Below are 21,482 nucleotides of genomic sequence, written 5' to 3'. Positions count from 1 at the left end.
CTTGGGACTAATCGGACAGCAGGCTGCCTAAGTGTTCTGCGACCAGGAGGGATGCTTGTTTGGGGGAGAGGTCATTAGTGTCGCAAATAATATCTGCAACCTCACGATACAGAGGCTCGCGTTCCTGCAAAATTTCCGCAATACGCTGACGGGGGTTGGGTACACGAAGCAATGGGCGATTGGTATTCTTAGAAGTGCGCTCCAAGAGCTGATCGATATTGGCCTGCAAATAAACTACATGGCCATATTTTTGTAGCTGCCGCCGATTCTCCTCGAGCAAAACTATTCCGCCACCGGTACCGATAACCTGGCACTCACCCTGGCAGAGCTCTTCCAATATTTCACTCTCACGACGGCGAAACCCCGCTTCGCCTTCCACATCAAAAATCCAGGGAATATCCGCACCAGTGCGCTCTTCCAGCACTTTGTCGGTATCGGCAAAAGGCAGCTGCAATTGCGCTGCCAACAACCTGCCGATCGTAGACTTGCCGGCCCCCATGGGGCCGACCAGGAAAATAGAGCGGGTGATCACTTAGAGTAAAAAGCCTCATCTTCAAGAATACGCGGTGTGATAAACATCAGGATCTCACGTTTATCGTCCGTGCGTATAGTCTTTTTGAATAGGTTGCCAATATATGGAATGTCACCCAGTAGGGGAATTTTTGTTTCACCCTCAATAGCGCTACTTTCAAATACTCCGCCCAGGACAATTGTTTCACCATTGCGAACCAAAACCTTGGTTGCCAAAGTATTTACATTGATGGAAGGAACCTCTCCACCGCCGACAGTAACATACTCGCCCACACTATTTTGTTCGAGGTTCAAACTCATAATAATATTGTTATCTGGAGTAATTTGCGGAGTCACCTTAAGCTCCAATACAGCCTCTCGGAAAGTAATTGAAGCCGCTCCAGAAGAAGTTGCCTCTAGATAAGGGATCTCAATACCCGACTGAATAATAGCTTCCTGTTTATCACCAGTAACAACTTTTGGCTGTGAGACAATTTCTGCTACCCCTACATCCTCAAGTGCAGACAGCTCAAGATTCAGATAGAAGTCTTCTTTAATAATCGAATAAGCAATACTACCTGCAGGATTACTAACACCGAGGTCCACTAACAAAGGGTCGAACTCTCTGACCAAGGCATCCAGAGTGGTATCCTCTTCAAGGGAAATGCTACCGGCACCTAAACCTCGAGCATCATCACCAATCGAAGTACCATCCGCAAAATCCCACTCAACGCCAAGTTCCTGCTGAAAATCACTATTAGCAGTAACAATGCGAGCCTCAATCATGACTTGTCGAATAGGAATATCAATCACCTCTATCAACTCACGGAACTGGGCGATTTTGTCTTCTGTATCAGTGAGAATGATAGTGTTTGTTCGTTCATCAACAATGGCGCTACCGCGAGGTGAAAGAATGCTCATCTGCTGATTAGCCGCCCCGCCGCTACCTCCAGTAACTCCCTCTGCACCGCCTTGCCCAGAGAACAAGTTGAAAATTTCACCCGCATCCGCATAACGAACGCTAATGAATTCCGTACGTAGAGGAGCCAGCTCTTCCAATTGTTTGCGAGTCTCAAGCTCTTGCCGCTCTCTTTCAGCAATTTCAGCTGCTGGCGCAACCATAATTACACTGCCTTCCTGGCGCTTATCTAGCCCTTTCGCCTTTAAAATAAGGGCCAAAGCCTGATCCCACGGAACTCCATCAAGGCGCAATGTTATTCGACCTTGTACGGTATCACTTGCCACTAAATTAAGATCAGTAAAGTCAGCGATCACCTGTAAAACAGAGCGCACTTCAATGTCCTGGAAGTTAAGAGAAAGCTTTTTCCCATTGAATTGAAATTCATTTTCTTTCTCACGAATTTCTTGAGCGGACAAAGGCTTAACACTCAACACATACTCAGTATCAGCCTGGTAGGCTAAATAATCGTATTCGATATCGCTGGGGTCCACAGCAATTACAGTGTTACGCCCATCATAATCAACGGTAATGTTATTTACTGGAGTAGCAAAGTCTGTAACGTCCAACCTCTGGCGCAATGTTTCAGGCAAATCAGCGCCCAGGAATGTCAAGTAAATCTTACCATTAGTACGCTCAACATCGATATTAACAGCTGGGTCAGTAAGGCTAACAATAACCTTTCCTTCACCTTCGTCACCACGACGAAAATCTACATTGCTCACAGCAATACTGCCTGTGGTTTGAAATTGTTTTTCACCACCGAGGTTTAAACCACTATCATGCTCAACAGTATTTGGCACTGGAGTCGAGCTTTCAGAAGACTCTGCACCAATTTCCATGACCAACTGATTACCCTGTCGCTCACTGGAATAAACGGGAAGTTGGTCAAGGTTTACGATAAGGCGGGTACGATCTTCACTAGTGACGATTACTGCACTTCTAGCTGCACCAATACCTAATGAGTATTTTTTTTGCGGTAAAATACTTTCGACACCAGCAAAATCCAAAACAATTCGTGCCGGCTGCTCTATCGTGTAACCAGTAGGCTCGGGGGGGGCATCATTAAAGGTCAAACGTAGCTGAACTCTCCCACCAGGCAGTTCAGCAAACTGTATATCATTTAGTTGGTTTACTTGAGCATTGGAATTTACAGAAAGAAGTAATAAACCAAGTAGCAGCAACTGGATCCGAGCCATAAAAAAGGCGAACCATTTATTGTTCATTATCCATTGTCCCTCTCTTCCAACGCCAGTGCCCGTGGCCTCTCAATCCAGCCGCCGGTGCCATCCGGTATAATTTCAAGAATATCAAGCTGAGTACTTGTCGCATTAACGACGCGACCATGATTTTTACCCAGGTAATTGCCCACAGTAATCCGATGAATTCCACCTGCACCATCATTAATCAGTGCCCAAATTTGGCCTTCACGGGCTAAGCTACCGACCATCGACAAGAGATCAATATTAATCCCTTCTAGTAATTCACGTTGGCGAGTCAGATCTGGGGCAATATCTAATTTTCGTCCAACTATTCGCTGCTCAGACTCCAATATTGGGCGAGTAAAAGGACTCCGCCTTGCAGTAGCAGTGTAGACATAAGGACTGTAAGGAGTAAAAATCGGGATGGGCTCAATTTGTCCTTTGGGTTTACGTTCAATTTCAGCCATTCTTTCACGCAAATCACTGTGATCACTATTCAAACTGCAACCTGAAAGGAAAGACAAGGCACCCAGTATAGGCAGATATTTAATCATTCCTCTTCACTCTGATCCTTATATCGGTAGGTTTTTGCGTTAATAATCATATTAAGCACTCCCCCATCGCCGCGCTCAGTGGCAATTTCGAAATCATGAAGGGTTACAATCCTAGGCATACCCGCTATTCCACTGATGAAAGATCCTAACTCGTGATAGCCTCCTTGAACCTCTATTCGAATAGGGAGTTCCACATAAAATTCACCAATGCGCTCTTGTTCCAAGTCAACCTTATTGATTGTTAGGCCACTGCCTCGGCCATACTCGTCAATATCGTCAAGTAGCCCCGGGACTTCAGTATCTTTTGGCAACTGTTTCAATAACGTACCAAAAGTTTCCTCCATCTCAGCTAACTGATCCCGATAAGCATCAAGATTCGCTGCTTCAAATTGCTTTGCCTCAAATTGAACAAACAGCTCTTTTTCTTGATTTTGAGCTATATCAAGTTTGTTATAAATATCTTTTATTAGGAAGTAATAGCCAGCACCAATGACCACTACTGCACTAAATACAAGTACAGCGATTCGTCCAGATAATGGCCAAACGCCTATCCGTGTTAGATCGATATCATTAATATCGATATCATTAAGCTGTCTTACAGTATCTGCCAGTGACATGACTGAAATCCTTTACTATTTTGCGCTATCTTTATCATCTTCTTGCTTGCGCCCACTGACTTTCACCGTAAGCTGGAACTCACTCGCCTGTTCTCCGTATTGCGGAGTTGCGGTTACGCCCGTTAATTGAGGGGCTTCATACCAATCTGAGTGGTCTAAATTTCGCATAAAAGAGGAGACTCGGTTGTTAGACTCTGCTACCCCAAATAAGTCCAGCCGGTCTCCTTCTCTTTTCATCTCACTTAGCCATAGCCCCTCAGGAGTTGCCTGTACTATTTCATCAAAATAACGGACGGCAAGAGGTCGATTCCCTTGTAATTCCTGAATGACCCGCATCCGATCAATCAGCTCTTGACGACGCTTTTTCAGGTCCTTTATTTCTCTCACCTGAACATTTAATTCACTGATTCGGGCTTGTAGAATTTGGTTTCTCTCACCTTGCTCGATAACTTGCAGGTCAGCGGTTTTCTTCCACGAAAACATAGCTGCCGCAGCTGCAATAAATACCAATAGCGCTAGCTGCTGGAACTCTTTTTGCTTTTGTGCTCGGTATTCCTGACGCCAGGGGAGAAGGTTAATTTTTGCCATTTCAGTAGTCCTTCTCCCTCATAGCCAAACCAGTAGCGATCATCAATGATGGAGCCTCACTCACCAGAGCTTGCTGATTGATCTTTGAGGAGACGCTCATTCGCAAAAATGGATTAGCAACTAAAGTCGGCCTGCCCAATTTTTCACCGATCAATTCGTCAACTCCCTCCATTGCGGCAACACCACCACCGAGCAGGATAAAATCCACATCGCTGTAGGATGTGGAGGAGTAAAAGAATTGCAGAGAACGAGTTACCTGCTGTACAACAGCGTCACGGAAAGGCTCCAACACCTCGGCAAAGTAGTCATCCGGCAAACCACTGCCCCCCTGACGTTTCGCCAAAGCAGCTTCCTCAGCTGAGAGGCCATAGCGGCGTTGAATCTCATCGGTAAGCTGGCGCCCGCCAAAAAGCTGCTCACGGGTATACACGGTCTTACCATCCACTAGAACAGACAGAGCACTCATCGTTGCCCCGATATCAATAACGGCAACGACCAATTGCTCCTGCGGGGGCAGCTGATCTTCCAATAGTGTGTAGGCTCTCTCTACGGCATATGCTTCTACATCAACGACACTGGGCTCAAGATCTGCCTCTCCGAGCGCTGATATTCTCTGCTCAATATTCTCTGTGCGACATGCAGCTAGCAGAACCTCCACCTGCCCTTCCCCCTTTGTGGAAGGTCCCTGCACCTCAAAGTCCAGGCTAACCTCCTCTAGCGGATAAGGAATATATTGACCGGCCTCAAATGCTATTTGGGCTTCCAGGGCTTCATCACTAAGGTCCGCTGGCATTTCGAGCGTCTTGGTGATCACCGCTGATCCAGACACGGCAACGGCAGCTTCCCGCAGGCGGGTTTTGGAGCGTCGTACAACTTTGCGGATAGCCTCGGCCGTCGCCCCCACATCGTTGATATTCTTATCAACTACGGCATTGGGTGGGAGAGGTTCCACGGCGTAACTTTCGACACGATATTTGTCACCGTTGCGACTTAGCTCCAGCAACTTGACTGCAGTAGAGCTAATATCGAGTCCCAACATGGCCTTGGGGCCTTTGTTCAGAAAAGGGAAAATTCCCATTTTTTCTTATCTTTTCCGTGGGTTATGAGGGTTTGATGTTATAGCACTTTAAATTAACGCTTCAACCTGCATTTGCATAGGTAATAGCGCACAATATTCGTATAATTATTCACCTAATCACTTTGATGAAGTAAACAGAAGCAGTTTCATGACCGTAAAAGCCCGCAATCGTCTGCTCGCACTGCTTTGGCTCGGCCTTGCCGGTGTGGCCGCTACAGCAATGGCCCTAGCCAGTATCTACCTCTACCTCAAACCGGGGTTGCCCTCAGTGGAGAGCCTCCGCGATATCCGCTTACAGACCCCTCTGAGGGTCTACTCACGGGATATGAAACTGATCGGTGAGTTCGGTGAAAAGCGGCGCAACCCTATCACGATCGAGCAAACGCCAGAACCCTTTATCAAAGCGATACTTGCCGCTGAGGATGCCAGCTTTTACTCCCACAATGGTGTTTCCATCAAAGGTTTGATGCGGGCCGCCTCGCAGCTGATTAAGACCGGTTCTATCCAGTCTGGTGGTAGTACACTGACAATGCAGGTGGCGCGCAACTTCTTTCTAAGCCGAGAACAGCGTTTTGTGCGCAAGTTCAATGAAATTTTGCTATCACTGCAAATTGAGCAAGAGCTGACCAAGGACGAGATCCTCGCCCTATACATCAATAAGATCTTCCTCGGAAACCGCGCCTACGGTTTCCAGGCTGCAGCTCAGGTCTATTACGGCAAAGATATCAAGGATCTGAATCTGGCCCAGTGGGCTATGATGGCGGGACTCCCCAAAGCGCCATCAACCTTCAACCCTCTCGCGAACCCCTCCCGAGCCCTGGTACGCCGCAACTGGATCCTGATGCGGATGCTCGACCTTGGCTATATCAATCAGGATCAATATAACCAATCTATTACTGCGCCAGTAACAGCCAGCTATCACAGCCGCGACCTCGACCTGGATGCACCCTATATCGCCGAGATGGCACGGAAGGAGGCAGTAGACCTCTTTGGCGACAACGCTTATACCGACGGCTACCAGGTCATAACAACGGTAGACAGTCGCCTGCAGGAGTCGGCTCGCAATGCGCTTCAGCACGGTCTGGAAACCTATGATGCGCGCCACGGCTATCGCGGCCCAGAACAGCGCCTTGCACCGGAATTGCTACAAGATAGCGACCAACTTATCGATTTACTCAACGAAATTCCGATTCTCGGCGGTCTGGAGCCCGGCGTTGTCACTGCGGTAGAACCCAAGAAACTTCAGGTTCAACTGAGAGATCGGCGCGTAATTGAATTGCCTTGGAGCAATGGACTCAGTTCTATCAGGCCCTATATTTCTGAGAGCGCCCGGGGCGCACGCCTTCAGTCCGCTGAAAAAATGTTTGCTCCCGGAGATATTATTCGGCTGCGCAAGGTCGTTAAGGAAAAGAAAGAGAGCAACTCCAGTAGCGAGATGATCGCCACCGCTGTAGATGAGCCCCTTCAGGCCGATCCGTTTGCGGATCCCGAGAGCGGTGATACCAAGCCTGCTGAACCCCAGGTGACTGAAGAGTGGGTTCTAGCCCAGGTCCCGGAAGCACAGGGCGCTCTGGTCTCTATTGAGCCGGAAGATGGGGCTATCCGCGCCCTTGTCGGTGGTTATGACTTCCGCCAGAGCCACTTCAATCGGGCCACTCAGGCAGCCCGGCAACCCGGCTCCAGTTTCAAGCCCTTTATTTACGCCTCCGCGATCGAGCGCGGATATACAGCGGCGAGCATTATCAATGATGCCCCGATTATCTTTGAGGAAACCAACCTGCAAGATGTATGGCGGCCTGAGAATGACGGAGGGACCTTCCTCGGCCCAACTCGCCTGCGTATGGCTTTGTACAAGTCCCGCAATATGGTCTCAATCCGGTTGCTGCAATCCCTAGGACTGGACTACGCCCTAGGCTTTGTCGAAGGCTTTGGGTTTGAGCGCAGCAAGCTTGCCCGCAACCTGACCATTGCTCTGGGTAGCTCCGCTCTCACGCCCCTGGAGATGGTGCGAGGCTATGCCGCCTTCGCCAATGGTGGCTACCGAGTGGAGCCCTACCTGGTTGACCGGGTACTGGATGTTAATGGCGAAGTCCTGTATCAGGCACTACCTCTCACTGTATGCGATAACTGTCCCGAGCCAGGCACAGGCTCTGAAACTCTGTCCGCTGAACCCGTCGATCTCGCGGAATTACAGCTGGAAGGACAAGGGGTCGATCAAGGTGAAGAGCCAGCAGAACTACACGTACTGCCCGTTGGCCCCCTCGACCCGAGCAAGAGCCAAGCGCGTCCTCGCGCTCCGCGAGCCATGTCCGCAGAGACGGCATACATAATGGATTCGATGCTCAAGGATGTTATCAAAAAGGGTACCGGGCGCCGCGCTCTGGCGATGAAGCGCGGTGATATTGCCGGAAAGACCGGAACCACCAATGGTCCACGGGATGCGTGGTTCTCGGGTTACAGCCCCTACCTGGCAACCAGTGCCTGGGTTGGCTTCGATTCCTATGGCGAACTGGGTAAAAATGAATACGGTGGCTCAGCCGCCCTGCCTATCTGGATCGATTTTATGAGCAGTGCCCTCGAAGGTCTTCCCGAGCGCCACCTGGCTCAACCAGATGGCATAGTTACGGTACGCATCAACCCTCAAAATGGCTTACGCACCTCTTACGGCGGCATGTTTGAGATATTCAGAACCAACCGGGTGCCGGGCCGCGAAGTGTATAACCCATATCGCAACCGCTACACCGATGACGATATGGATATGCCCAGCCAGGATGGCCGGGAAGATTCTTTACCGGAAGAGCTGTTCTAAGCGAACAGCCCAACCAAAAAAGGGGCCTTTGGCCCCTTTTTTGGTAATACATTGCAAAACAAGTCAGTCACTGCGATAGCGCAGGCAGGCCCGCTCTAATCCCTGCAGGTCGGGAATAACCGCCTCCTCACCAGACAGCGCCACATGCATTAACTCTCCAGGGCTTAGCGGCTGCTCTCGCAGCGCCAACTCCTCAGGGGTAACCCGTACCAGGCGCGGAGTGCCGCGCAAGAGCAATGCAAAATACGGCAGCTCACCATCGGGATTTCCCGTACTCAGCACCGCAATACGCCCCTCTTCTGCAACTGCTCCCAAGGCACCACCACGCATCACTTCAAAAGATACCACCGGCAGGCGCTGTTCCCGCCAGATCAGATCTCCCAAATACCACTCGGGTACATCTTGAACTGCCATCGGCGTCTGCATTGCAACAACCTCTGAGAGGCTGTCCACCGGCACCAGCAGCTGCCCCTGCTCAAGGGGCAATAACAGGCTGCTCACTTCCTGGGGGACATCTACCGGCAGCGCTTCAACTTCACTCATTGCCTATCTCTATATTATTCCTGATATTTGCCGTCTCAGCTTCCGACAGCTTCGGCATCCGCGTACTCACGAATAGCCGCCAGCAGTACATCTTCCTGGTAAGGCTTACCCAGGTAGTGGTTAACTCCCAGGGACATAGCGTGATCGCGGTGCTTATTACCGGTACGCGAAGTAATCATTACGATAGGAATATCGCGCAGGCGGCTACTGGAGCGAATATGGCGGGCAACCTCGAAGCCATCCATACGCGGCATCTCAATATCCAGCAAGATCAGATCCGGGATCTTATCCTGCAGCTGGATAACCGCATCCTGACCATCCTTTGCAGTGCTAACCAGATAGCCCTCTCGCTCCAGGAAGCGCGTAGTTACCTTGCGCACTGTAACCGAGTCGTCCACAACCATAACGGTCTGCTGGCGCGCCTCCTGCTCGGACTGCACTTCAGGCTCTTCCTGAATTTGAAGCTGCGGCACTTCCGGCCTTGCCAACTGAGTGGCCTGGCGACGCAGCAGGGCGTGTGCGTCGAGAATCACCACGACGCTACCATCACCAGTTACCGTTGCACCTGATACCCCTTGAACCCCGGAGAACTGCGGGCCGAGGCTTTTCACTACAATCTCGCGGCTGCCCTTAATGGCATCCACCTGTAATGCCATAGCGTGCCCTTCAGAACGCACCAACAAAACGGGCAGTTGCATATCATCGACACTGAGTTTGGGTTGAGCACCAGACTTCAGCAGAGTACCGAAATAGCTAACCTGGTAGAGTTCTCCGGCGTATTCGAAACGCGCATCATCTGAGCGATAGTAGTGCTCCAGCTCAAATGGGCTGAGGCGCACAATACCTTCGATGGTATTCAGCGGCAATGCAAACAGGTCATCGCCAATTCGCACCATCAAAGCGCGGTTAACCGAAACTGTGAACGGAAGACGAACGACAAATTCTGTTCCTGCGCCTGCCTCTGAGTTGATATGGACGCTGCCACCGATCTGCTTCAGCTCGGCGGATACAACGTCCATACCCACACCCCGGCCAGAGATCTGGGTAACTTTTTCTGCAGTGGTAAAACCGGCCTGCAGAATGAACTGAAGAATCTCATTATTCGAGAGCTCAGCATCCGGCCTCATCAGGCCATTTTCCACCGCCTTTTCACGCACCCGGATCAAATTGACACCGGCACCATCATCGCGGATGGTGAGGACAACTTCACTGCCCTCCCTTTTCAGCGCCACATCGATACGCCCACGCTCAGACTTGCCGGCAGCCAAACGCTCCTCTGGCATTTCAATGCCGTGGTCCACAGCGTTGCGCAGCATATGCTCCAGTGGCGCAACCATACGCTCCAACATGGACCGGTCCAGCTCGCCTTCAACGTTGGAGAATCCCAACTCGACCTGCTTGCCCAGCTCAGCACTTACTTGGCGCACGATGCGACGCAGGCGCGGTACCAGACGGGAGAAAGGTACCATGCGGCTGCGCATCAGACCTTCCTGCAATTCGGTATTTACTCGGGACTGCTGGAGCAACAGGGTCTCTGTATCCCGCGCCTTGTTATTCAGAGTGGAGCGCAGCTCCATCAAGTCAGATGTGGACTCCAGCAGGGAACGGGATAACTGCTGAATAGACGAGTAACGGTCCATTTCCAGCGGATCGAAGTCGCCGTCCTGTTCTGCCAACTGCTCCTGGCGGAACAGGATCTGAGCCTCGGTCTCGCGGTCCAGGCGGCGCAGCTGTTCGTTGAGACGCACCAGCGTCACATCCATCTCGTCTAGGGCGAGACCGAACTCACTCATCTGCTCTTCAAGACGACCACGGGAAATTGCAGTCTCACCGGCGAGGTTTACCAACTCCTCCAGAAGTTCAGCAGCGACACGCACCATCTCCTGGGGCTGGTTCCGGGTCGGTGCCGCTACCTCCTGCTCTGCATTACCGGCCTTGCGGATAAACGGCAAAACGTTATCGCTTTCCTGACCTACAGCGATCTCGGGCAGCTGCGTAGCAACTACATCAGCATCCGACTGAGTACTCTCGGCCGCAATGACTTCATCACCTTGTTCCGCATCCGCTACGAGAACAGTTTCTTGAGGTTGTTCGTCTGAAACTTCAGATTCAATCACTGCTTCTGCAGCTGCCGAGTTAGCCGGCTTCTGATCCGCCCAATCGGTGCTGACCAGCTGTACAAAAGCATCAAGCTGTTCACCAGCCATCCAGGCGCGAACTGTCTCTACTCCATCGGCGAGACGATCGTGGATACCATGGGCATTGGCGAAGAAATCTGCGGAGGGCCGATCGTTGTCGCGCATGCCTTCGATCACCGTTTCAAAACGGTGAGCTACTTCACCCAACCCCATTAGGCCAGCCATACGTGCACCACCTTTAAAGGTGTGCAATACACGCTTCAGGGCCTCACCTTGCTCGCGGCCTTCCGGCTGCTCTTCCCAACTCTGGATCAGTTCCTCCAGCTCATCGGTAAGATCTCCCGCCTCCTCCATAAAGACATCGACAACATCCGGGTCAATGTCTGCCAACAACTTCTGTAAATCGACTGATTGAGCGGAATCCTGTGATGACACCTCGCTACCCGGTTGCTCGATAGCCAGGTCGCCAGCAGGTTCAACTTCTGGTGCAGAGAAGGGTTCTTCAAATTGAGAAACGTCCTCAACGGCGGCCTCAACTTCTATGGCCTGCAAATGAGGAATTTCCGAATCCTCAGCCTCGCCATCGAGAGATTCCCCATCGTGCGACACCTGTAATACAGGTGGCTCAATCCACTCATCAGGGGATGCTTCTGAAACCAGAAGCTCGGTTACTTCCGTGGGCTCCGGCGCCTGCTCTTCAGGCTCGGCAATAGCCAGTGCTTCGCTATCGATTCCCAGTTCATCGAGGTCGTAGTCATCTTCTGCTGAAGAACTGGTTTCCTCACCCTGAGCCAGGTAGCGAAGCGCCTCTTCCACAGCTTCGCTGACTTCAGGGAGGTCTTGTGCTGCTGCTACTGCATCGATTAAATCGAGCAACTCGTTGTGTCCCTGCTCAAGAGAGGCCCATAGTGCGGGCTCCTGCTCAAGGTCACCAGCAAGGACTTTGCGATAAACATTCAGCAACAGCTCAGCGAGCTCAGCCAGGATCGGCAACTGCGCTCGGCTGGCCGCCTCCTGCAGAACATTGAGCTCATCAGCGACCAATACAACACGACTTTTATCTGCCGGGTCGGCACGCCACTCAGTCAGCATTTGGTCTGCATCAAGCAGCACCCGCATGCCATCAGCCATCAAGACTTCGAGAAGCTGGGGATCGACCGCGCGAGGTTCATTCGCCTCGCGCTCGCGAATCAAGTGGCCTACAGAGCGCTCCTGCAATTCAGCAACGCGAGCAAGGAACTGTTCCGATTTCTCTATTGCGAGAGGCTCTGAAGAGCGAATCTGTTCCAGCACTTCACGCACATAGGTGGCGCTATCATTGATCAGATCAAAAATATCTGCATCGATAGGCACCTGATAAATACGCAGCTCTTTAGCGAAGCGCTCCAGTGGCGCCATAATTTCGGCAACCACTTTGACTTCCGCCATATGTGCAGAGCCTTTTAGTGTGTGGAGTGCCCGGTGCATTGGATCGCTCGGAACACCATACAAAGGCGCGGCAGCCTGCATATCCAGCAGATACTCATCTACGACATTGAGGTGCGTCTCTGCCTCCTGGGCAAAAATTTCCCAGAGTTGAGCCAGGTCTTCTCCGGTGTCCTCAACAACGTCAACTGCCGCGACACCGCCTGCACTTTGGGCTTCCAGATCAGCGGGCATCTCTCCCGCACTCAGCTGCTCAGCCCAAGCTTGTAACTGCAGGGTAAGCTGCTGATCGGGGTCGCTCTGTCCGTGTTTAAACGCCTCAATCATTGAGGGGAACTTCTGATACACCTGCTCAATCAGGTATACATGGGCAGGCCCGGGTTTCACACTGCCATCGATAACCCGGTTGAGCATATTCTCCACAGACCAGGCCAGTTCACCAATATCCAGGGCCTCGACCATACGGCCCGACCCCTTCAGGGTATGGAAGCCCCGGCGAAACTCTACCAGGGCATCCTGATTGGCAAAATTGGCAGCCCACTCCGGGAAGTAGCAACTGATATGCGCAAAAACTTCCCCGGCTTCTTCCAGGAAGATCTCGATAATTTCATCGTCAATCAGGCTCTCAGTGTCATCACCGAGTTCCTCCGTCGTATCCGCGACCTCTGCAACTGCAGCAACCGGCTCAACCTCAGCAGACTCTACCATCGGTGCAGCTTCAATGAAGTCAGCAATCTCAGCAGGCGCTTCCTCAGCTTCAGGAACCTCTATCCCAGTTTCAACTTCAAGTGTCGGGGCAGCTTCAACCTGAGGAGCCCCATCAGAGAACCAAGACTCCTCCGGAACAGACTCTCCATCGATTTCCAGCTCGGACTCCACAACAGAATCTGCTTCATCGACAGGCAGCTGCAAAGTTATGGCAGATGACTCTTCCGCATTTATTTCAGCTTGAGAGTCCAGAGATTCGTCAGAAACCGCAGTGGCTTCGTCATCGGGGATTAAATCGTAATCAATAAGATCTGGCAGTTCGGGTTCTGATATCGGAGACGCTTCCAGACTGGCGTCGGCCTCACTCTCATCGGCGATCTTCAGCGAAACGCCCAATGCCTCTACGCTATCTTCAGCCAGTGCCAAAAGCATTTCTGCATCAGCCAGACCTTCCGCACGGCGCTCCAGGTAGTATTCAACACTGGTAATGGCATCTGCCAGAGTATCCAGCATTGTCCATTCGGGCTGTTCTCCAGCCTCAATCAGGGAGTTGCCAATATAGCGATTGCAAGCGGAGATAATTTCACCCGCTCGCTGGTAACCCACCATTTCAAGGCCACCACAGACTTCCTGTAAACGCTGTGGCACACGGCTCAGGTAACTGATATCCCAGTGGCTGGCCACATACTCCATGACCGCTTCTTTTACCGCTTCCAGACCGAGTCTGGCCTCGCGTAATACAGAGTCAGTGGCGTCGCCCATAATGGGCTGCTCATCGTCGACTTTTTTATTGCGATCGACGGTGGCGGCAAGCGCTGAATCGAGCTGAACCAATTCCCCGGCGGCACGCATCAGGTACTCTTCAACGTCAGTACCACGGGAAGCATCGCGAAGGTCTTCGTAGACACTGCGAGCGCGAACCCGCTGCGCCTCCAATCCCAAAATACCGAGTGTATCCGCGAGACGCTTGGCCACTGCGGCAGTGTCAGACAGCGAGGGTTGTTCTGTATCAGTTGTACTGGGCTCCAATGCTTCACGCACCAACTGCAGTTCATCGCGCACTGCAGCAATTGCACTGCCTAAGGCTTCTGGCCCCATCGCCAATACGTCTTCAGTATCCGGGCGAGGTGTACCGGGAACTGCCTTATCTAGTGCGAAGCGCTGGTAGAGTTTCTCGCAGTGCGGCCCATTCGGACCGGCGAGGTAGACATAAAAAAGTAGGTTGCGCAGAAAGTCCTGATCCAGGCGCGCATCCAATACCTTTGCGCCACGCCCCTGCAACAACCTGAATTCAATATCCACCTTGCGCAATAGATGGCGCAGTGCGGGCTGCACATTAATACGGTGCTCGCCGAGCGCCTCCAAAATACCGAACAGTACTTCCCACAGGGATTGGCGACAGCTGCCACTGTAGAGCAGCTGCATTTTTTCAATAATCTTGGTGAGGTAAGCCAGGCTTTCGCCACTGTTTACATCCCGGATCAGACCCGCAGCCGCAACGTGATACATCTTGCGCAACTTGGTGACCAGGTCATTTAAGCGGGCGCTATCGGCGACGAGGGGCTGGCGCTTTCCAATCACCGTTGCCAATGAAGACAATTCTGGCGAGAAAAGTGCTCCTTCACTGATCAATCGCTCGCGGCGCACTGCGCGCAAGTCATTCATCAGGGGAAGTAAGAGAACGGCATTGTCACGACGCTGAAAAGAAACCTTTTCGAGGTAAAGGGGCAACTCCAGCAATGCGCGCATCAAAAATTCGCGCGTCTCGTCGGTATTTTCAACCGCACCAGTGGCCAGGGCCTGGATAAGTTGCTCCATCTCTTCTGCTAACATCGCGGCACCACTGAGCTGTGCCATATGCAAGCTACCGTGCACCTGGTGCACCAGCGACAAGCTGTTTTGCAGAAGAGAGGCACCCGCATCGGGTTCTACAGCGAACGTCTCAAGAAATTGGCGCGCTTGCGCCAGAGTCTCGTTAATTTCACCGATCAGCCAATCCAAGGCCATAAAGTTCGGGTTGTCGTGACTCACGCCAAGTCCCCAATAATTTATTCAGTACTCAAGCGCTACAGTTTTCAGCGAGAAAAACCCGCGGATTTATCGGAAGCAATTCCGTGCGCCCCTTTTGCACCCGGCCAACTTTCATAATGGCCGGGTATTATTGTGTGGGTTAGGCCAGGGCCCGGTCTTCGCGGGACTCCAATGAATGAGTATCTTCACCTTCAATAGCGAAAGTATCTGTATCCATTTCCGGCAACTCCACGTCATACAGCTCGCTGTTGCTTTCAACACCTTCCTCTTGCGGAAGTTTGAAGCCGGCAACGGATTCGCGCAGTGCACTCGCGGTCTGCGCCAGGTTACCAATGGACTGGGCGGTAGCCTGGGTACCCGCAGAGGTCTGCGAGGTAATTTCCTGAATCACGTTCATCGTGTTGGAAATGTGGCCTGCAGACGAAGCCTGCTGACGTGCAGCGTTAGAAATGTTCTGAATCAACGATGCCAGGTTGTTGGATACATTCTCAATTTCTTCCAGTGCAACACCCGCATCCTGGGCCAGACGAGCTCCACGTACCACCTCACTGGTGGTTTGTTCCATGGAGATTACCGCCTCGTTGGTATCAGACTGAATCGCTTTTACCAGACCTTCAATCTGCTTGGTTGCAGCTGCAGAGCGCTCCGCAAGTCGCTGTACCTCATCCGCTACCACCGCGAAGCCTCGACCGGCATCACCGGCCATGCTCGCCTGGATCGCGGCATTCAATGCAAGAATGTTGGTCTGGTCGGCAATGTCGTTAATCAAACTTACGATATCGCCAATTTCCTGGGAGGATTCACCCAGGCGCTTAATTCGCTTGGAGGTATCCTGAATCTGCTCGCGGATGTTATCCATGCCTTTAATGGTGTTCTGTACCACCTTGGCGCCATTACTTGCGATATGTACCGAGCGCTCGGCTACCTGGGCAGATTCGGAGGCGTTGGCAGATACCTGGTCAATGGTGACCGCCATTTCGTTAACCGCGGCAGAAGCTCCGGCAATTTCCTGTGCCTGGTGCTCAGAGGCCTCGGCGAGGTGCAGTGCAGTCTGCTGAGTTTCCTGAGACAAGCCAGATACTTCCTGTGCAGCACCATTAATCCGCGATACCAGCACACGCAGCTGGTCAATAGTAAAGTTAATGGAGTCGGCAATCGCACCAGTAAAGGCTTCGGTTACCGTTGCAGAGGTGGTCAAGTCACCGTCGGCGAGGTCGGCCAGCTCGTCCAGCAGCTGCATAATCGCGTGCTGGTTACGCTCGTTGGTATCTTCCTCTTTTTTCAGGTTTCGGCGGGTACCGGAGAAGGCCATCGCCATCATACCGAAGATCAACAAAACGAAGACCAAAGCCAGTGCAGCAATGGTCAAGTTGTTGGGCTGGCGATCATCTGAAAGGTTTACGATTCGGTCATTCAGCGTACTCAATGCTTCGATCAGCTGGGGAGATGACGCGATAATGCCGTCAGAGGCCTGGCGGGTAGCAAACAGGGCCGGAGTTGCTTCGAAGATATCCCGTACGGAGGTGCTTACGAAGCCGAACAGCTCAGTAATTTCATCCAATGAGTGGCGAGCCTCTTCATCGGTAATACGGGAAATCCCCATCACCACATCGCCGCTCTTCATACCGTCAACCACCTTACCGAAAAGGCTGGCGTCGGTATTAAACTGGTCAGCGGCGGCTTCGGCATCATCACCACCTTGGAGCATTTTATCGATATTTCGACCAATACGCTCCGCACGCCAAACCTGTAACTGGGCCTGTTCCACCTGATTTGCCGGGGCGTTGTTAGCCAACAGAATTTCTACAATATTGTTGTGCTCCGCCTGTAATTCGGGAAGCGAGTCACTCAGCGTTGAAGCGATATCGTTAAGAAATACGATGGTTTCCTGGTTGCCGATAATCGTGTCGACCTGCTCGCGCAAGCTGCGCCAAACCTGATCGTAAGCAGATAGCTGAGCACCCAGAGCGCGGCGACTGCTGTCATCCATTCGCTGGAGCTGGTTCCAGGCATTAGCCATTTCTTCTGTAACATTTTCCAGCTCAGTAAAGGCCTCGCTATCACCTGCGGTTGCCGCCGGTGCATAGGAAACTACCTGATAGGAAAGGGCCCGCAACTCGGCGACTTGCTGCAGGTACTGTTTATCCTGCTCGTCTCGAGTCTGAACTAAGTACATACTGACAATAAGCCCCGCCAGCGTGGCGAGTACCAGTAGACCTAATACCAGCGCGGCAGGGTTACTGCGCAGCGCGGAAAAGGAACTCTGGGAGCCTGGTTTCATAATTTACTCCTAGCGGGCCATTGCATTAGGCCGGTTTAATACCACTTTAGTTTTAACGCTTTAATGACAAGACCCCTCAGTCAGTGCTGTACATCCCTGCACTAATTGCGGGCCATCCGGTCGACCACCCTCGGCTACCGGAAAGAAAGAACTGGATTAGTCAGCGTAAAGCTGCATCCATAAAACGCGCATCCTTGATCAGTGCCCGCATATCGAGAACGAGCCAACGATGCTGCTGTAAAACAAACTGGCCGTGCACCATTGGCGCAAATGGTTCACTCAAATCTGTTGGTGCCTCACGGGCATACTCAAACGCCAAGTGCTGCATCCCAAACAATTTATCCACGATAAGCCCCACGTAGGTCTTATCCCTCTCGAGCACCAAAACACGACGTTGCTGGCGCGGACCTGAGAGGTAGCCGCCATAAAAAGCTGCGAGATCAATAAGGGGAAGCAGGCGACCACGAACATTAGAGACGCCTTTTACCCAAGGCTGAGCGCCCGGAATAAAGGTGTGCTGTGGCACTTCGAGCAATTCCACAACGTCATCCATGGAGGCGACAAAGTGGTTATCCAGAAGAGAGAAACCGATACCGGTCCAGTAGGGTTTGATTTCCCGGCGGCCAGGCAGGCCAGTGGCCTGCGCTTTGGCGCGCCGTGCAATATCAACCAGAGCTAAATAAGGTGTTTGTGACTGCACTTTTCGCAGCTGGCTATTAGGCCAACACCTCCCCGATCGCATCCAGCAATTTGCTCTCATCGACAGGTTTGGTCAGGTAAGCCCTGGCTCCCTGGCGCATACCCCAGACACGGTCTGTATCCTGATCTTTGGTAGTTACCATAATGATCGGAATTTCACCGGTATTGCTGTCTTTGCTCAATTGGCGGGTGGCCTGGAAACCGTTGAGACCCGGCATCACAATATCCATCAGGATCAGGTCGGGGCGTTCGGCGCGGGCTACTTCAACTCCGCTTTCACCGTTGGGAGCGGTGATTACTGCGTGGCCATTTTTTTCAAGAATGGTTGTCAGCTTATGTGTTTCTGTAGGAGAGTCATCAACTATTAGTACTCTTGCCATCATTTCCCCCATGACATCTTTTCGGCAACAACTACTGCGCTCGGCGGTTTTTGTTGTGATTATCCTCGCTAGCATGTGCCGAGATGCACTATGACTACCGATAGTGTGGGTACAAAAATCAACCGGTCTGTAACAACCGGAAAATCTGTACTCTAATTAAATTTTAGTACCGAGCTTGTGGGCACAATGCCCACAATGGAGTCCGTTATCTATATTTTCTTTTTCTGTAGGCCACTTATGCGGCATGGTGCGGCTTGGCATGAGCGGAAATAGCACCCAGCAGCTCGCTCTTACTAAAAGGTTTGGTCAGATATTGATCGCAACCAACAACACGCCCTTTTGCCTTATCGAACAAACCGTCCTTACTCGACAACATTACAACAGGGGTGGAGCGGAATTCGCTGTTATTTTTTATTAACGCACATGTTTGATAGCCATCCAGGCGCGGCATCATAATATCGACAAAAATGACATCCGGACGGGAGTCCGCGATTTTTGCTAACGCATCAAAACCGTCTGTCGCGGTGACCACGGTACAGCCCGCCTTTTGCAGCAACGTCTCCGCAGTGCGGCGAATTGTCTTACTGTCGTCGATCACCATGACAGTCAGACTTTCCCAGTTAAGCTCCATAGTCTTTTTTGAATCCCCTGTTTACTTATTTTCGGGCACGCGAAAACTTTAGTTGCGCCCTTTTTTCAAACCGCTTGCGGGGTCCGGGCGCCTAGCCTGGCGAAGGTCGCACGCTGAGACGAACTTTTATCACAGAACCCCAGGCGAATCTAGCTGAGTCGACACACTGCAGGCGACGCAGTTCAAATTATCACCACTTATACATTCATTGGAGGTATTGCGTTAAGAAGGTTGCACCTTCGCAAAGCTGCTCTTACCTTATCTATCCAACAACGCTGGTAGCGGCCACAAATTTGGGAGCAAAACCAGTGATAACTGGGATAGAAATACCCAACGATTTGGAAACCCGTATGAATTATTCCCTCGGTGTGGTGATGGACCCCATCGCCCAGATCAATTTTAAAAAAGATACGACGCTTGCACTGTTACAAGCCGCACAAGATTGTGGTTTCCAGCTGTTTTATTTCGAGCAGAGCCATCTTTACCTTGAGAATGGACGCGCAACTGGGCGCGGCTGCCCTATGCAGGTTTTTGATGATGAGAATCGTTGGTTTTCTCTGGAAGAGTCTAGAGAAATGCCACTCGGCGACCTGGATGTAATCCTGATGCGCGTCGACCCTCCCTTTGATAATGAGTATGTTTATTCCACTTATATTCTCGAAGCGGCAGAGAGCGAAGGTTCGACGGTAGTCAATAAGCCCCAGGCTCTACGCGACTGCAATGAGAAAATTTTTGCAACAAGTTTCCCCCAGTGTTGCCCACCGGTTCTAGTTAGTCGCGACATGGCCAAGCTGCGGGAATTTCACCGAACTCACCAAGATGTCATTTATAAACCTCTGGATGGCATGGGTGGCGCAGGAATCTTCCACTGCAAACCAGATGGCGCCAACCTTGGAGCAATTTTGGAAATGCTTACCGACCACGGTCGCCAGCAGATTATGGCGCAGCGCTACATCCCTGAAATCAAAGACGGTGACAAGCGTATCCTGGTCGTTAATGGTGAAGCGATTCCCTATTGCTTGGCGCGAATTCCCGTAGCGGGCGAGACTCGCGGTAATCTTGCAGCCGGCGGGCGCGGCGAAGCACGCCCCCTGACCGATAGAGATCGTTGGATCGTTGAGCAAGTCGCTCCCACTCTGAAGGAAAAAGGTCTGTTATTTGTCGGGCTGGACGTTATTGGTGACTACCTAACAGAAATTAACGTTACCAGTCCCACTTGTGTACGGGAAATTGATGCCGCTTACAATACGGACATAGGCGCGCGACTAATGAGCGGCATCACACACCTGCTGGCACAAAAAAGGTAAACTGGGCGTTTGATAACTCTCAGGGCGGTTTACCACTGAGAACAAGGCTGTGTGAAACGCACGCCCGAATAAGTAGTAGTTGATAATAGATAATGAATTCCTCTGCCAACGCGACACAGTTTCATGCAATGCAGCGTGAACGCTTTGTGTTCTCATTATTTCTAGCCGCCGCGTTACATGCGCTAATTGTTTTCGGAGTGGCTTTTGCTGCTCCGAAAGGTGCACAGGCGCCACCGACACTTGAAGTCACACTTTCTTTGCAAAATTCCGCTCAGGCCCCAGAGGATGCTGACTACTTGGCACAGCACAACCAATTAGCCAGTGGTACCGCAGACTCTCGGAAAGAGTTATCCACTAAACGCCGTGCCGAGTTTGCCGATACGCAAATTCATCGCGTGACGCCTTTGCCACAACAACAATCTGCGCGGCCAGCAGAGCAGCGCCGCCTGTTAATTACCACAGTTGGTGAGAGCCCGATTCAAGCTCCTGAACTTTCGGCAGAAGATAAGTTATCCGAGGAAAAGCGCGGCGACGCACCCAATGACCTGCCATTGAGCAACCCTAAAATAGCTAGCCTAGAGGCGCGTCTCGATAAAATTCGCCAAACTATTGCCGAGCGCCCCCGAGTACGCAGATTGACATCTGTAGCTACCAGAGCCTCAGCCGATGCCGCTTATTTACATGAATGGCGCCAGAAAATAGAAGCTGTTGGCAGCGATAACTTTCCCGAAGAGGCCTTGGAAAAACAAATTAGTGGCGAGTTACGCATGATGGTGCGGTTGCTTCCCACCGGAGCCGTCGAGAAGGTTGTTATTCTTCAATCCTCCGGGGAGCGCATTCTCGATGATGCGGCCCAACAAATTGTGCGTCTGGCTGCTCCCTTCGCTCCCTTCCCAGTAGAGATCAAGAACGAGGTTGATCGACTGGAAATTATCCGTACCTGGCAATTCGAAAGAACCGGGGGGCTTACTACTTCTGCGGGGGATCTGCCCAACCGAGGCTAAAATGGGCCTTCAACTGGCG

Annotated in this window: 15 protein-coding genes; 3 read left to right on the top strand and 12 right to left on the bottom strand. The window is 51.7% G+C overall.

What is annotated here, in order from left to right; translation table 11 throughout:
• Positions 1-7 precede the first annotated feature (7 nt).
• Genes aroK through ACJJI8_RS07425 form a run of 6 tightly spaced genes read right to left on the bottom strand, consistent with a single transcriptional unit; the run spans position 8 to position 5,507 of the window.
• A complete protein-coding gene (gene aroK, locus ACJJI8_RS07450; RefSeq protein WP_282934602.1) occupies positions 8-529 on the bottom strand; it encodes a shikimate kinase AroK in 522 nt (173 codons plus the stop codon).
• Positions 529-2,694, bottom strand: a complete 2,166-nt coding sequence (locus ACJJI8_RS07445) for a type IV pilus secretin PilQ (protein ID WP_444934679.1) — start codon at positions 2,692-2,694, stop codon at positions 529-531. The genes aroK and ACJJI8_RS07445 overlap by 1 nt, the downstream gene beginning before the upstream one ends.
• Entirely contained in the window at positions 2,694-3,224 is a 531-nt protein-coding gene (locus ACJJI8_RS07440) for a pilus assembly protein PilP (RefSeq protein WP_444934678.1), read from the bottom strand. Before ACJJI8_RS07440 ends, ACJJI8_RS07445 begins: the two co-directional genes overlap by 1 nt.
• Positions 3,221-3,841, bottom strand: coding sequence for a type IV pilus inner membrane component PilO (locus ACJJI8_RS07435; RefSeq protein WP_444934677.1), 621 nt, complete (start codon positions 3,839-3,841; stop codon positions 3,221-3,223). Before ACJJI8_RS07435 ends, ACJJI8_RS07440 begins: the two co-directional genes overlap by 4 nt.
• A gap of 15 nt (positions 3,842-3,856) precedes the next feature.
• Positions 3,857-4,429 carry a PilN domain-containing protein gene (locus tag ACJJI8_RS07430; RefSeq protein WP_444934676.1) on the bottom strand — a complete coding sequence of 191 codons (573 nt, stop codon included), beginning with the start codon at positions 4,427-4,429 and terminating at the stop codon, positions 3,857-3,859.
• 1 nt (position 4,430) lies between these two features.
• A complete protein-coding gene (locus tag ACJJI8_RS07425) occupies positions 4,431-5,507 on the bottom strand; it encodes a pilus assembly protein PilM (RefSeq protein ID WP_444934675.1) in 1,077 nt (358 codons plus the stop codon).
• 148 nt (positions 5,508-5,655) lie between these two features.
• Between ACJJI8_RS07425 and ACJJI8_RS07420 the strand changes: the two genes are divergently transcribed.
• The gene (locus ACJJI8_RS07420; protein ID WP_444934674.1) at positions 5,656-8,316 is read left to right on the top strand and encodes a penicillin-binding protein 1A; all 2,661 of its coding nucleotides are present in this window, start codon (positions 5,656-5,658) and stop codon (positions 8,314-8,316) included.
• 63 nt (positions 8,317-8,379) lie between these two features.
• Here ACJJI8_RS07420 and ACJJI8_RS07415 read toward each other — a convergent pair whose 3' ends face one another.
• The 6 genes from ACJJI8_RS07415 to pilG all read right to left on the bottom strand — a co-directional run bounded on the left by ACJJI8_RS07415 (position 8,380) and on the right by pilG (position 19,152).
• Positions 8,380-8,859: a chemotaxis protein CheW gene (locus tag ACJJI8_RS07415; RefSeq protein ID WP_282930302.1), complete on the bottom strand. Its 480-nt coding sequence runs from the start codon at positions 8,857-8,859 to the stop codon at positions 8,380-8,382.
• Positions 8,860-8,894: 35 nt separating this feature from the next.
• Positions 8,895-15,137: a hybrid sensor histidine kinase/response regulator gene (locus ACJJI8_RS07410; RefSeq protein WP_444935151.1), complete on the bottom strand. Its 6,243-nt coding sequence runs from the start codon at positions 15,135-15,137 to the stop codon at positions 8,895-8,897.
• Positions 15,138-15,300: 163 nt separating this feature from the next.
• Positions 15,301-17,442 carry a methyl-accepting chemotaxis protein gene (locus ACJJI8_RS07405; protein ID WP_444934673.1) on the bottom strand — a complete coding sequence of 714 codons (2,142 nt, stop codon included), beginning with the start codon at positions 17,440-17,442 and terminating at the stop codon, positions 15,301-15,303.
• Between the two features lie 160 nt (positions 17,443-17,602).
• A complete protein-coding gene (locus ACJJI8_RS07400; protein ID WP_444892581.1) occupies positions 17,603-18,142 on the bottom strand; it encodes a chemotaxis protein CheW in 540 nt (179 codons plus the stop codon).
• A gap of 16 nt (positions 18,143-18,158) precedes the next feature.
• Positions 18,159-18,521 (bottom strand): twitching motility response regulator PilH, encoded by a 363-nt coding sequence (gene pilH, locus ACJJI8_RS07395; RefSeq protein WP_108731421.1) that lies wholly within the window; start codon positions 18,519-18,521, stop codon positions 18,159-18,161.
• Between the two features lie 235 nt (positions 18,522-18,756).
• On the bottom strand, positions 18,757-19,152 hold the full coding sequence (gene pilG / locus ACJJI8_RS07390) for a twitching motility response regulator PilG (protein WP_020413651.1): 396 nt from the start codon (positions 19,150-19,152) through the stop codon (positions 18,757-18,759).
• A gap of 350 nt (positions 19,153-19,502) precedes the next feature.
• Here pilG and gshB point away from each other — a divergent pair, with 350 nt between their 5' ends.
• Both gshB and ACJJI8_RS07380 read left to right on the top strand, forming a co-directional pair.
• The gene (gshB, locus tag ACJJI8_RS07385) at positions 19,503-20,459 is read left to right on the top strand and encodes a glutathione synthase (protein ID WP_444935150.1); all 957 of its coding nucleotides are present in this window, start codon (positions 19,503-19,505) and stop codon (positions 20,457-20,459) included.
• Positions 20,460-20,551: 92 nt separating this feature from the next.
• Positions 20,552-21,463 carry an energy transducer TonB gene (locus tag ACJJI8_RS07380; RefSeq protein WP_444914979.1) on the top strand — a complete coding sequence of 304 codons (912 nt, stop codon included), beginning with the start codon at positions 20,552-20,554 and terminating at the stop codon, positions 21,461-21,463.
• Positions 21,464-21,482: the final 19 nt, after the last annotated feature.

The organism is Microbulbifer maximicatervae (SeqCode) (assembly GCF_052467695.1).
The sequence above is the reverse complement of the archived record's forward strand: the minus strand, read 5'-3'. Positions and strand labels throughout refer to the sequence as shown.